The 14157-nt window shown below is 49.4% G+C and carries 7 protein-coding genes; 1 reads left to right on the forward strand and 6 read right to left on the reverse strand.

Annotation, left to right across the window (positions count from 1 at the left end):
- Nucleotides 1-18: 18 nt before the first annotated feature.
- The 6 genes from CJP46_RS28875 to CJP46_RS28900 form a co-directional block, all read right to left on the reverse strand.
- A complete protein-coding gene (locus CJP46_RS28875) occupies nucleotides 19-1932 on the reverse strand; it encodes a DUF5711 family protein (protein WP_094599087.1) in 1914 nt (637 codons plus the stop codon).
- A 109-nt stretch (nucleotides 1933-2041) separates the two neighbouring features.
- Nucleotides 2042-3712, reverse strand: coding sequence for an ABC transporter substrate-binding protein (locus CJP46_RS28880; protein ID WP_256992580.1), 1671 nt, complete (start codon nucleotides 3710-3712; stop codon nucleotides 2042-2044).
- 393 nt (nucleotides 3713-4105) lie between these two features.
- Nucleotides 4106-5230, reverse strand: a complete 1125-nt coding sequence (locus CJP46_RS28885) for a GntR family transcriptional regulator (RefSeq protein ID WP_094599088.1) — start codon at nucleotides 5228-5230, stop codon at nucleotides 4106-4108.
- Between the two features lie 131 nt (nucleotides 5231-5361).
- Nucleotides 5362-7761 carry an alpha-L-rhamnosidase-related protein gene (locus CJP46_RS28890; protein ID WP_094599089.1) on the reverse strand — a complete coding sequence of 800 codons (2400 nt, stop codon included), beginning with the start codon at nucleotides 7759-7761 and terminating at the stop codon, nucleotides 5362-5364.
- Nucleotides 7762-7822: 61 nt separating this feature from the next.
- Nucleotides 7823-9541, reverse strand: a complete 1719-nt coding sequence (locus tag CJP46_RS28895) for a hypothetical protein (protein ID WP_143813050.1) — start codon at nucleotides 9539-9541, stop codon at nucleotides 7823-7825.
- Between the two features lie 283 nt (nucleotides 9542-9824).
- Nucleotides 9825-13289: a DUF5722 domain-containing protein gene (locus tag CJP46_RS28900; RefSeq protein WP_094599091.1), complete on the reverse strand. Its 3465-nt coding sequence runs from the start codon at nucleotides 13287-13289 to the stop codon at nucleotides 9825-9827.
- Between the two features lie 372 nt (nucleotides 13290-13661).
- On the opposite strand from CJP46_RS28900, the gene CJP46_RS28905 reads away from it, so the two are divergent.
- Nucleotides 13662-14087: an NUDIX domain-containing protein gene (locus CJP46_RS28905; protein WP_179281373.1), complete on the forward strand. Its 426-nt coding sequence runs from the start codon at nucleotides 13662-13664 to the stop codon at nucleotides 14085-14087.
- Nucleotides 14088-14157: the final 70 nt, after the last annotated feature.

A 14157-nucleotide genomic window follows, 5' to 3' on the forward strand; every position in this document is an offset into this window, starting at 1 on the left:
GATCCCTTTCCTCCTCCCTTAATCTTCTGTTTTAATAAGCTTCATGTTCACGACCGTAATGGCAAGGATCACAAGGAACATGCTTACACCGAGCGCCGATGCATAACCGAGATCGTTGAACTTGGTGGCGGCATAATACATCTGCAGTGCAGGTACATAAGTCGAGTCCATGGGACCGCCGCCCGTAACGATCATGATGCCGTTAAAATCCTGGATAATGCCAATGAGGGTTAAAATGATCAAGAACTTGAACTGGCCGCTCAGCAGCGGCAAATGAATGGATCGGATAATCCGCCAAAGATTGGCTCCATCGATTTTCGCGGACTCGATCAGCTCATTAGGAATGGACAGCAGCCCTGCGTAGAATACCAGCAGCTGCAGGATGCCTATAAACGGGAACCCGATGAAAATAAGAGCCCACAATGCGGTATTGGGGTCACCAAGCCAACCATGGGCCCAGGAACCAAGCCCGATCAGTTCCAATACGTTATTAATGAGTCCCACGTTGGGATCATACAAGTTTTGCCAAATCAAAAGCAGGGCAACACCCGGAATAACCATGGATGCGGTAAATGCCGTCCGAAAACCGTATTGCAGACGTTTACTGCGCAAATGGAATATCAATTCGGCGGTGATCAGTGCAGGGATGATCGCTTTGATCAGCCCGGTGATGATCAGAATGACCAGGTTGCCCATTCCTTTAATCACATAAGGATCATGAATCATTCGTTCAAAATTGGCCAGTCCGACAAATGTGGTCCTGCCGCCCGGCTGCCAGTCATATAAAGAATGGAATAAGCCCGAAAAAGCCGGGTAATAGAGAAATACGAACACGAGAATAAAGGTCGGTGCCAAACCTAGGTAAATATATTTGCTTCTCCATATCTGGCGGAAAATAGCCAGCCGGTTGCGCTTCTTCAGGTAATTCAAGTAAAGCAAAATGAGAACGACAGCGAGAACTCCGGCTGCGGTCCATAACATATAGTTTAAGCGTGCCTTGCTTGCCGCTTTATCGATGACACTGCCTACATCGTACTTAAAAATCCTTCCGTCGTTGGTGCCCGAATACAGCGTCTTTCCCTCCCGGTCGAACTGGACACCCCGGCCTTCCCCAGTGATCTTTGACTCCCACAGCTGCTTTCCGCGCCCGTCGAAAATATAGTAATTACCGGATAAATCCGAGACGCCGAGCCGTTCGCCATCGCTTGAAAAGGTGACATCGGTCACGATGTCCCGCGTGTTAATCGAGCCGTGAGTATTCCCTTTCTGATCAAACAGTTCCACCTTATTGGAAGCCGTACCCACAGCAGCCAAGCCATTCTCTGAAACGGCCACCGCCTGAATTTGATTATCCGCGCTGAATTTATACAGCAGGCTGCCATCCTTGTCCAGGAGATAGGCGAATTGATCGCTTGTCGCTGCAACGATCCACTGCCCGCTCCCCGATACGCTCACTTCCTTCAACAGGGAACCGATGGGTATACTGCCTGTCTGTTCTCCGCTATTTTGATCCACAACGATGAGATCTTTGCTGCGCTGGGTAACGAGAACGATGGTGGATCCGTCTTGCGATGCGGCCAAGCTCTTGACCTGCCGCTTCAGATCCGAATCCCATAGCTTTCCTCCCTGCTCGTCATACGCATACAGATGCCTGTCATCCGATGAAACCAGCAGCGCGCCATTACTCAGAAGCGCTACCCCTGTAACGACATTTCCAGCTTCAACCTGATAGATGGGATTGCCTTCGGAATCGTAAAGAAACGCCTTCGCATTATGACCCCCGACGGCCACACGGCTCCCATCGTCCGATACGGAGAGGGAGGTGATATTCCCTGCTCCTTCAATAGACCAATTGTCTTTGGCAAGTGCTGCGACCGGGGCAAGCCCTAGAAGCAGGATCAGTGCAAGAAACATCCATGGGGCTTTCCTCATGATGAACCTCCCTTTTTATCCGTCATCTTTACGAATTGCTCGCTTCCCTCGGGTAATCATACGTGGTCTGCACATGCAAATGCATGTGCAGACCCGAGTGGAAAAGTGATTAACGCTGCGGTGGTCGCTGCTCGGGGTGATCCAAATCGGAGAGTTGTTTTTTAGCTTCTTTCATAGCAGGTTCCATATATTTATCGATATTCGCCTGCAGCTGCTCCAAATATTGATCCGTCGTCAGCTTACCGCTAAAGTACCGCTGTACGAGCCCTACCCAATCCTGCACGGACGGCTGGTAATCCCACATTCCGCGAGCCAGGTTGTTCGCGGCACTGGTATAGCCTTCGGTATTTCCAATCGGTTTGAAGTCGGCGAATGCCGCCGCCATATCATCCGGGAGCGTAATGCCTTTAATGGCCGGTGCGCCTGAGAGGGAAGCGTCATCGCTCTTCTGAATCGCATCCAAATATACGGCATATCCTTCCGGACTTGTCAGGTACATCATGAAATCAACATTCAGTTCATTTTGCGTAGCATCTTTATTTACGAAACCATAGAACCCGATCGGAATCTGAATCGTACGGGCCGGTGCCATCACCTCAGGTCCTTCCATGGAAGGCATGTTGAAGAATCCATATTCGAAAGGCTTCACGCCACCCGTGGCACCCGTTTTTTCCACATCCGCAAAATCTTTAGGAAGCTGCCAGTAGGAGGCCGGAGTACCTAACATCGTTGCCGCCTTTCCTGTCAGGAACAGATTGTAAGCCTGGTCCTCTTTCACTCCGAAAAATCCGTCCGGCACATAATCGAACAGTTTTTTCAGATTTTCCGAGTAAGCCTTCCACTGGGGATTGCCGGCAATTTTGAAGGGACCTTCTTTGTCTTTAACGGCTTTCCACAGCCGCATTTCGTTTTTGGTCACTTTACTGTTGGAATCGTTATAAGGATCCGTCAGATCATATTTCCATTGTTCGTCGAGCTCGGGAACGTAAGTATAGTCCTGCTCTTGGGACCGGATAATGTTAATGTAATCACGCATGTACTGATCGGCATAGATTCGCACCAGCCATCCCGCCTGGCCGCTCCACATCGATTTGGAGTCTCCACCAAGGGCCAGCGGTGTATATCCGGCCTTTTTTATTTTATTGAAAGCGTCGATCATCTCGTTGAACGTTTTGGGAGCTTCATTAATGCCGACTTTCTGGAAAATTTCCTTGTTATACACCCATACGATCTGCACGGATTCAAAGTTCAGATTGTACAAATGGTCTTCGGCTCCAATGCCTTCGAGGTTAATGCCCATCGCTTTCAGATCCAGAGTGTCTTGCCAAGGCTGGTTCGTATAAGGATTGGCTTTATCGAAATAAGGGTAAAAGTCCATAAATTTCTTACTGTTTACTAATCCGCCGACTTCGTTATTCGTAACCAGGTCAACGTCCGGCACACCTGCTGCAAACTGAGCCGTCAGCCACTCCTTGTAGCCTTCCGCCGGCTTGTTGTCGACTTTTACCTTCACTCCCGGATTTTTCTTCATATACGCTTCGGCAACCGCATTCCAAACAGACGCGGATGCATTCGGCAAGGAAATATGAATATTTCCTGTCAACTGCGAAGTGGCCGGATCCTTCCCAGTGTCTTCTTTCCCCTGATCCTCACCCGTTTGATTGGTCTCTGCGGTGCCTGGATTATCTGGTGATGTGGGAGCTGCTTTGGTGCATGCCGACAATAAAGCCAAGAGCATCACAATACTCAAGAGAACGATGAATCCCTTCCTTTTGTTCACATTGATCTCCCCTATTTTCGAATGGTCATAATCTGAAGCGCTTTCAATTAGAATAAACTTGAATGAATACACTTCAGCTGTAAGTATACGTTAAAATTTTTGTATACTTTGATAAACAAAGTATACTGTAGTAATTTGCCTATTGCAATAGTTTTTATTTCGAAACACGCTGAGGGAGAGTGCGTTAAGCTGAAGTTTGTTTGTGAGTTAAGGACAATAAATGACTGCGGAACACTTTCTTCTTTTTTAAGAAAAACGTCTATCGACGTACCTTCAAAGAAGACAGACCGCGTTTAAAGGTAATTTTTCTTGCAATATCAGGAAGCCATGGCTCTGGAGTTTATACTTTCTGATATTATCAAAAAAGCTCCCGTTAACCGGGAGCCCTGAAAACTAGTTATTTCTGATACGCTGCTTCGTCGATAATGGAGCGGTGCTGTCGCGCAATATCAGCGTCGGGACGATCTCGTCTTTAACCAAGGACGTATCATCCTCCTCCAGTTCAAACAGCAAAATCTCCGCTGCCCTTTGCCCCATCTTGCGTGTATTCTGATTCACCGTGGTGAGCCTTGGATAGGAATACTCGCCGAGTTTCACATCATCGTAACCGATAATGCTCATATCTTCGGGGATTATCATCCCGGACTCTCTTGCCGCGTTCATCGCACCGAAAGCTTTATAATCGCTTGTAGCGAATATCGCAGTTGGCGGCTCCGGCAGCTTCATCAGCTTTTTGAATCCTTCCTCCCCCATCTCCGCCCGTTCGTCTTCACCGTCTATGACGGTGATCAGATCCGGATTGAAAGGAATATTATGCTGGGTAAGCGCCAGCCTGTAGCCTTGGAGTCGAAGGGAAAAATCCTGATTTAAGTCCAAAAGCGAGCTGCCTGTCAGTATAACACCTATCCGCTGATGCCCCTGAGAAATCAGATGCTGGGTGGCTAGATATCCTCCTGTAAGATTATCCGCGATGACATAAGGAATACCCAAATGCGGATAATAGAAATGCACCGTGACAATGCGCCGGTTCTCTTCCTGCCAAGCCGTTAAGCGAGAAAAATCAAAATGCCCTTTAACCGTCAGGAGGATGATGCCGGCGCCAGGATCCTCGGGCAGCTCATAGTGTTCCCCGATATCCCAAATGTGGAAGGCGACGCCGTTTTCCTCACATACTTCTTTAATTCCTTCAAACATATCCGTAAAGAACGGGTGGTTCAGTATGCTCACTTCATGATTTTGATGGGCAAAATATAGGGTGCGGAGCCCTTTGGATTCAGCTTGAGCCGGGTTCTCATGGACGAAGCTCCCCTTCCCTCGGATTCTGTAAACGAATCCTTCCTGAACCAGATCCGATAGAGCCCGCCTGGACGTAATTTCACTGGTGTTATACTCTTTCGCCAGCTCAATCTGAGTGGGAAGCGGATCATGCGGCTTGAGTTCTCCGGAAGCAATCTTTCGTTTAATATCGTTCATTATATATTGATACATCGGTGTCTTGTCCGATTTTTCCATATCCATCAAACCATCACTCCTTACCAAATTGAGTTAAGTATACTTTATACCCTGTCATTCGTGCAAGCAAAAAGGGCAGTCTCTGATCCTGGCGGAAAGAGAGACTGCCTTTTACATTCCAAATTCTATATCCGGGGTTATCCGCTACAGTCGACCAATGGTGTCTGATTGGGTCCTGGCACAAGAACCGGAATCGTTCCTCGAACATGAACATCATCCTGACCCATAGACGCCGTGATGTCGAGCAACCCTGGCGCCTCCCATGTCATTTGCACGGGTATGCGAGCCTCAAAGCGGCAAATGCCGTCCTCATCCCTTTTCCACTGCGCACTGATTTTCCCGTAACGGGTTACCACCGATCCTTCTACCCACTCGACTCCCATTACTGCGCTGGGACAGAGCGAAACTTGCCCATGACCCGCCTTTGAAATATCAATCCCAATCAGCTCCCTATTCAACAAATACGTAGGTGATGCTCCCCAGCCATGGCATAGACTCACTGGAACGGCATCCTCCAAATAGGTTGGCGTATGCCCAAGATAGGGGCTTGGCGTAGTCGAAAAGGGGAGGTTCGGATCAAAGGTTTCCCACCAGGTTGTGGCCCCCCGATCCAGCATTTCACCCCAATAATTTCGGATGATGCGTACCGCATCCGCAGCATAACCGAAACGGAACAAGGTTTCGAGCACGATATGATAGAAAAACGCTCCGCGAATTTGCGGGAGCCGTCCGTTCAAGTAATACTCCTGCAAGAACAAGGAGATTTCTTCTTCATTCATCATACCGGACCAGGCAGCCGCAAAATTGGTCTGGGCTGTAACACTGGAGGAAAGACCCTCTCCGGTCAAACAGTCCGCGTAGATCGCTGTATTCGGTATCCGGAGCAGATCCCGGATGGACTTGCGAAGCTTCGCTGCTTTATCCGTAAATAAATTCCCGCCCTCCTCTTCGCCCAGCTCAAACGCTAGTTCGGCGGCCGTATGCAAAAATTTATAATAGAAACAAGAGATGGCGGTTACGCGATCCTCCCGGTGGATATCATCCGACCAGTCGATAAAGCACCACATGCCGTCCCGATCCGCCTTGGCAAACAATCCGGCGTCATCTTCCTGATTCGTAAACCACTGGGCAAGCTTCATGATATGCGGCCATAATTCCTCTAAAAAAGCCCGATCCTTCGTATAATCGTAATATTCAGCTACGCCAAACAGCCAATGTGCGCAAAAATCGGGCAGCAAAAAGGCGTTCCGCTGCGGCCCGGTGCCTGGAATGGAACCGTCGTCGTTTTGTATTTTCGCAGCCTGCAGCAATGATTTCCGGACGAGCAGCGGATCGTCGAACGTTTGATAGACCACTTTGGCCATCACTACCGAATCGGCCACCCACAGCGCACCTTCGCGATAAGGGCAGTCCTCAAAATGGTTCTGGCTGTTCACCATGGTCGTATACCGTCCGATTTCCCAAATCCGGTTCAGCTTATCATCGCTGCTGCGGAAATGACCCCCGTCCTTGTAAGGATAATGAACAAAACGGACTCGGAGATCAGTAATACGCAGCGGGACGGGCGTCGCCATGACACCCACCTTAAGATAGCGAAACGCACGTCTTCCGAACGGAGTGATCCGGTTTACCCCTTTGCGGAGGAGGTACGTATCCCTCAAATCCAATTCCAGCGATTCACCATAAAACAGCTGCAGAACTCCCCCTTCCTCGGCGATGACTTCAAGCTCCGGATAGCCGACGATCTCAGCTCCGAAGTCATAGGTCATCTGGGGAAAAGAGCCGGGAATCGAAGCGTCCATCATCACCGGTCCCCTTTCTTCCGCCGGATCAGCAGCTAATGGCGCTTCCGGGGCTTGGATAGACCCAAGAAACGATTCAGCCGAAACGAGTCTAGCCGGGGATACCAGGTTCTCCTGCAAGTGCGGGATATCGCGCGCGATCAAGCGGGGCCAGGGGGAGTTCCCCTGCTCCGCAGCCGCGATCGCTTCGGCGGGCTGCCAGGATGAATCATCATAATCTTCGCATTCCCAGCCGTCTTCCCGGGACACATCCATCAACTCCCGGTATCCACCCCACATATGAAGGCGGCTTACTCCCGTTTTCCACCGGAGAGATCGCCTGCATTTCCATTTAGAGCTGCTGGCAACCGTCAGAAGGCTTGCCCCTTGGTCATCAGCGTCGTATAGGTCGAGCTGGCATATCAATCCACCGGGCCCCTGCAGCTGTTCGGTGACAATCCTGTCTTTACCGAAATTGTGTGCGGCCACCGCAATGCAGTTCCGGCCGTTTCGGAGCAATGCGGCAACGTCGTACGTATCGAATGACATCCATAACAAGTCGGATGGCGCGGGGCCTCTGCCCGCTTCGATGCCGTTAATGTACAGCTTGTAGGATTGGTTGGCGGAAATCCGTACGAATGCTTTTGTAATGGGCGCCGTCAGTTCAAAAGATTTGCGTGCTTCCACATATACGTTATTCTCATTCCCGGTTCCCTCGGCCCAAATCCATTCCGCTTTCCAGCTTTCTCTATTCATCGTTTTACCTCCAGCTTGTGCTGATCTCGAGTATCAAGAATGAGTGAATATCATTGTGAATCTATGATTCGTCAGCCGATTTGTATACAAAGTTCAATCGTCCTTCCGGCGCCGTGTCGCCGTGCCGATAAAAATCTGAGATATCCCCTTCGTTCTGCATATTGTCTACCCACTTGAATTCCATCCATATTCCTTCCGCCCCGTCCTTCGGAGCCTCTTCGCCCCGAAGCAAGGCAAGCGGGATTTCAACATACATTTCGTTCCCCGAAACGAAATAACGGACCTCTGCCGACGCTTCCCAGTTCCAATCCCCTGTGCTGTGTTCCAATAGCGTCGTTGAACGATCTATAACTGTTCTGTTCACAATGTAGTGGTACCCCTCCCATCCCGCGTTGTCGCTCCTCCGGTTACGGATGAGAAGCATCATCCAGTGGCGGTCCGTATACGGTGTGATGGGATCTTTGGTATTAGCGTAAAAATAAAGACAGTGTTCCGTATGAGCGGCTTTCAAGGTAACCAAATCATTTCTTCCCGTATCTTGAAAATAATGAAAACTCCCATATCCGGCATGGTTCCTGCGCATGGTATCCCCTTCAAAATCCCTGTACAGCGCCGGTACAGACTGCCATGTCGAAAAATCCGGCTCTGCAGTCAGGAAGGTTCCACTGTCCACTGACTCGGACATGCCCTTGTAGCGGCGGATATAACCGATCAGCTGCATATAATAATGATCTTGATACCCGCCCTTCATCGGCTCGATATCCCGGCTGAATGAAAGCGTAGCCTGATCGACGAACAAAACAGGCCGATCGGGCGTTCCTTGCAGGCGCATGGCGATCCACTCATTCCAGCCGGTAACGAAAATGATCTGCGGATCCTCTGCAATAGCAAACTCCCATTGTTCGGCGATATTCTTACCCCGATGAATGGATTCGGATCGTTCAGCTTCCGATTCCTCCATACCTTCGTGATAACCTCTGCCCCAATTGTTCCCGTATCCGTAAAAAGGCGTATCGCTCATGGCCACGCTGGGATGCTGTGCAACGGAAACGCTAATAATTTCCTTCTCCCCTTCATCATTAAAAAACACCCGCTGCGGCCGCTGAAATTCGATCCATGGAAAACCGTTCACCTTCGCTTCTTCATTCGGCCATTGATTTCGGCGAAAGGTGAAAAACGCCCGTTGTTCCTCCGTGCATTCCGCCGGATCACCAATCATCAAAGGTTTGTCTTTCCAATGAAACCATAAATGCTTATAGCGCCCCGGTTTGTATATATCTTCGTACAATTCCGCAATCGTTTTTCCTGAATCCGTATTCGTATAAAAGGCAAACTGCGGTACGGTAAAGCCTTGGCCGCATATCTCGTCCAGCACGTGAAATAATTCGTCGTATACTTTCTTGTATGTAGCCGCATTGGTCGTGTCAAACACGATAAAATCCACGCCTGCACTCGTCAGAAGCTGCACGTGTTTGCGCAGCACCCAGGCATCGTCATTCAAATAGTAGCCGTACAGAGGCTCACCCCAGAAGTGAAATGAATTTTCCGGTCCCCAGGCCGGATGGGCTGGATCCCGTACCGCTTCAGGAGATTGTGCGAGAATTTCGCTGTTATCAAAGGGACCTGACGTTCCGTGCTGACCCAGCCAGAGAAAATAAAATAAACCGACATACCTGCCTTCGCGCCTGGGTCCCGTCTCAGCTTGCGTGGGAAGCTCCCTTCCGAGCCCGTCAATCCCTCCCCATTGATCGGCGAACGTTCGACCGACTTTACCCCGCATCCTTTCTGCTCCTTCCAACGGATCCGTGTCCGACATTAGCGGCTCGACCTCCATTAACGAATATTGAAAGCAATAGAAGTTTCATTTAAGTATTCTTATTAAGATTATAATATACTTTATTGATGTTGTTTACAACTATATATACATTGAGTGGACCGATCCCCCAAAGGACAACAGCTCTGATATAAAAAAAGACTGCGGCACTCACTATCGAGCACCACAGTCATTTCTATAGAAGTTGAGAAGTTTGAATGGATGATGGGCGCAAGTACGTAAAATGTCCCTACGCCAAAGGAAAGGTAAATCTGCGGGAGTCATAGTCCAACGTCAATGTCAGATCCTTTTCATTCAACGGAGCATATTGGGTAATCTGTAAGGTGATTTTCTTGCTCATCCCGGTTCCAACGTCGCCAAGATCAATGCTTCTAGGGGATGCTTGAATTCCTTGGGGTAACTCTACCCTCAGTTTCTTGTTCAGCTTCTGGGATCCGAGATTTGTGACCGTGACGGTAAGCTTCGCCCCAACCTCAAGCTTGGGCGGCAGCTGCTGTACCGAGATCTCCAGGTTGGGCGAATGAGGATCATATTTCACTTTTTCGGCAAATCGGGCCTCATCGACACGAAGCTCTCCTGAAAAAGGATCCCCTCCCTCGGAGCGCACCCAGATCTTCACTCGGTCAACGGCTTTCGCTCCCTTCCAATCCCCAAGCGGAAGCGAGACTTGCTGCCATTCCTTCGACGGATCCAGCTTGGCAGTCCCTTCGATCTGTTCAAATCCGCTGTACAGAATGATTTTCGCCTCATATGCTTTTTCTCGATTCACATCTGCCAGCTGAAGCGCTGTCGTGAAGTATGGTGTTTTTCTGGCATCGACCGGACCCGCGAATTCTTTCTGCACGCCAGCCCAATTTTTCGCGTACGGGCTGTTGAATCGGGCTGCCAGGTAGCCCGTTCCGTTGAAGGCGTGACCGGAATCTCTCCGCACTTGTTGCACCTCATCCGATGCAATATAGCCGTCGGTACCAGTTTCAAAACCGCTTCCTTCCCCTGGCTTCTGCACGTCACGAATGTAATCGAGGCCACGGATCGAAGGAAGGGTCCGGTCCTGAAGCTTGCCGGGATCAAAGTTCGGAATCACTTCCCGCCAATCTGAGATCCCGATGATCGGCTTGGCGAAATCCGTTACTTCCAGCGAGCGGGCCGTGTCGATATATTTAAAGACATCGTATATATATTTCGGTTGATCCGGCGTCACGACACTGTCCGGTGTATGGGTCCACAAGCCGAGATTAAGTCCGCCCTCTTGTCCATGGTCAACATGCCGGTGGAGGATGAAAGCGTCAATTCCATCCAAAAACTTCACTTTATAATAAGCATAAGCATAAGCGGCGGCCTGAAGTTTCTGATGCTCTTCCGAATTGGTTAAGCTGTGGAAGCCTTGTTCCGACAGGATGATCCGCCGCATCTCCCCGTTATGGAGAAACTCCGGCTGCTTCATATAATTCACGAGAACTTCCAGGTTTTTAAATGTGATCCGCTGGGTGTCAAACGAATCCGTTGCCGTGGCATCATTCCAGAACCGCGGGTTGAACAAATCTTCCGGGTAAGGATGCGCGGCAATGTTCCAGGCGAAATCGCCTTCTTTACGCGATAATTCCGCCATTTTATCGACAATGACCTTGTTGTCGTATTTCCAGAGGGAAGCATCGTCAAGCTTTTCATTCCAGAAATGATCCAAAGATACATACGTTCTGGCGTTGGCGTATTCACCTTTGACGATCGTGTCGATCAGCCGGAAGGTCTGGACATACTCCCGGACGTAGGCATCCACCTTTTTGGGCCCCATATTGTTCCAAACTTTGTTCTGACCGACTTCATTGCCGACGATATAATTGACGGCTCTCCCGTATTGTTCGCTTGGCATCGAATAACGCTGCGCCATGAACTTGGTTGCCGCCTTCACGTACTTTACGCCCATTTCATTACTCGTATTGAGCGCATATACGGTTCCTCCAGGCTCGGAGTCCGGATGGATCAGGAACTCATTGGGTGAATCGGGATCCTTGATATCATACATGATTAAGATCAGGGAGACGATAATGCCGTTGTCGGACAAACTTTTGATGGCGTTATCCATACGTTCGATCCGGTCTTTGCGGAAATAGAAGGTTTCCCCTTCAAGGTCGTAAGATATCGTATTATCCGGATGGTTATCGGCTTTGTACATGAGTTCGTTGTAGCTCACATTCAGTGCCGCATGGCTGATCCCGAGCTCCTGGGCGTCACCCGTCATTTGTACCTGAAGCCCCTTGATGCTTTGCGCCTCTGGATAGGGCTCGGTGTTGCGAGCGTTGGCTTCCGGATTGGTGATATACTGCGGAGCGTCCATTAGAGTGTATGTGCCGTCTTCCGCACGGAACGCAACGGAGAATTTGGAGTAAAGACGGCTCCGCTGCCCGTCATTCACAGCCGTTTCGTACCGGAACGACTCGCTCAGAGCGGCCTTTGCTAGAGGTGTCTTGGCCGAAAGCACCTCCTTCGCATCCTCGTAAGTCGCCAATTCAAACAGCTCCAGCTGGCCTTCAGGATGAGCAGACACAAAGTCTGGATCAACCGTTCCTTCAATGATGATCTTTCCGTCATGATCTATTCTGGCTTCCGCCTTGCCTGCATAAGGCTGCTCCATTTCCGGCAGCTGCCTGAAGCGAATCTGATCCAGCTTGATCGTGCCGGCTGATGCTGCCGGAATGATGCGGAATGCAGTTACGATGCCCTGCCATCCGGGATGATCCGAGAAGTTAAAATCTTGCGAGAAGGTGCCGCTGGCCGGAACGGTGAACGATTTCACCTGATCGTCAGACCAATCTCGCCCCTCGGTCCGCCACTGGATTTTCAGCTCCTGAGCCCCCGTGTCGTTCGTCATGTCCATCGTCATGCCGTTTCGCTTAGAAGTATCTATCTTGATCTCCGGTGATTCGATGTACCCGCCTTCGGCCTCCATGGTGTATGCCAATGCCCCGTTCTGCGCCTGGAGCGAGCCGTTCATGGCGGTGAAGCCTTCGGTTTCCCCCTCCTGATTAAACCCGAGATCAATCACGTTCGTCGCGCAGATATAATCGATCTGAAAGCGTCCATCCCAGGAGTCATACCCCGGCTGGCCCGGCTGTACATTTTCCAAATCGAAATTTTGCATAAAGGAAATTTCCATCTTGGTGACGGCATGTTTGCCTTCCCACTCCCCCAGCCGGATAAAGACCCGCTTCCATTGGTCCGGGCGGATACGGGCGATGCTCTCAAATTCGTCGTCTCCACTAAACAGCTTCACCTTCAGCACATAGTCTGCAGATGCCTGCCACCCATAGCTGTCTGCCGCAAACGCCAGAAAACGGTAGGCGGACAGGTCCTTCGGCTGCTCGTATTCCGTATAGATCGTGCGCCATTCATACACTTTGACCGGGTCCGGGATTTGTTCCAGGACACCGCTACCTTCATACGGCGAGTTCGGGCCGTTTAGCATACTTGTCACATACTGGACCCCTTTGGTGTTCGTCCCCGCTTTCCATGACGCTACATCTTCGGGCGTGTTGAAATCGTGGAGAACGAGGGCCGGAATCAAATCCTGGCCCGTCAGGACATGATCGGATTGCGGTAGATCCGGTACATACGGACCTGCGTGCACCTTGAATACCGGAATAAGCTGAATAAGCATGACCACAGACAAAATACCTGATAACAGTCGCAGACGCACTTTGTGAACCTCCTTTATCAATATATTCGGTATGTATTTTATATTTTAAGTATTCTTAATACAATGATTAATTTGAAATGTATACTTAAATAATGCTTCAGGCCTATCCGTTTCGATCCCCAAGACAAAATTCCCTTTATTCAAGCAATTCTCTGCGTTTTTTGCGAAAGTTTGCGATTGTGAAGTTATGGATTGTGACATTTGCAGCCCAAAAAACGGCTAATCGTTCTCAATAAAATAGTTGTCAACGGATTGCCGGCTTTATTGTTCTAACTATGAAATGAATACAATCTTCCGACTATACCGTACAATATAGATATCTCTGGCAGCCGGCCAACAAGATCGGCTTGCTTTATGGAGGAATGGATGTTTATGGAGATTAAAACTGTAAGTAAAGTTACAGCGTATATAACTCGTCTTCATAATAATAAACGACAGTTGCTTGTGTTTAAGGAACAAGGGTATGAGCATCTTGGACTTCAGGTACCTGGGGGAACCGTTGAGGAAAATGAAGATTTGCTCAGTGCTGTTCAAAGAGAGATCCATGAAGAGGCAGGTATTAACGATGCAGCAAATATTATTTTACTTGGCGAGTACACTTACTACTTAGAAAAGCTCAAGAGTAACGTTAAGCGATACTACTTTCAAATGAACGCTGCATGCCCAGACCAGTTCACCCACATAGTCCAAAGCAATGATGAGGATAATGGTTGGATTTATAATTACCACTGGTTTGATCTTGATGAAAAGCCGACACTTTTTGGATATTTAGGTGTTCACTTAGATAAAGTACTATAGTTACCCGGCTCGACAATAAAAGAGCAACTAATCATTCTGATTAGTTGCTCTTGAGCTTCCCCAATGTTAC

Source organism: Paenibacillus sp. XY044 (genome assembly GCF_002257645.1).
Classification (GTDB): Bacteria; Bacillota; Bacilli; order Paenibacillales; family Paenibacillaceae; genus Paenibacillus_AQ.

What these genes read in the sequence shown, in the direction of transcription:
- CJP46_RS28875 (WP_094599087.1), bottom strand. Translation starts at nt 1,932, where the DNA reads ATGAGGAAAGCCCCATGGATGTTTCTTGCACTGATCCTGCTTCTAGGG.
- CJP46_RS28885 (WP_094599088.1), bottom strand. Translation starts at nt 5,230, where the DNA reads ATGGATATGGAAAAATCGGACAAGACACCGATGTATCAATATATAATG.
- CJP46_RS28890 (WP_094599089.1), bottom strand. Translation starts at nt 7,761, where the DNA reads ATGAATAGAGAAAGCTGGAAAGCGGAATGGATTTGGGCCGAGGGAACC.
- CJP46_RS28895 (WP_143813050.1), bottom strand. Translation starts at nt 9,541, where the DNA reads ATGCGGGGTAAAGTCGGTCGAACGTTCGCCGATCAATGGGGAGGGATT.
- CJP46_RS28905 (WP_179281373.1), top strand. Translation starts at nt 13,662, where the DNA reads ATGGAGATTAAAACTGTAAGTAAAGTTACAGCGTATATAACTCGTCTT.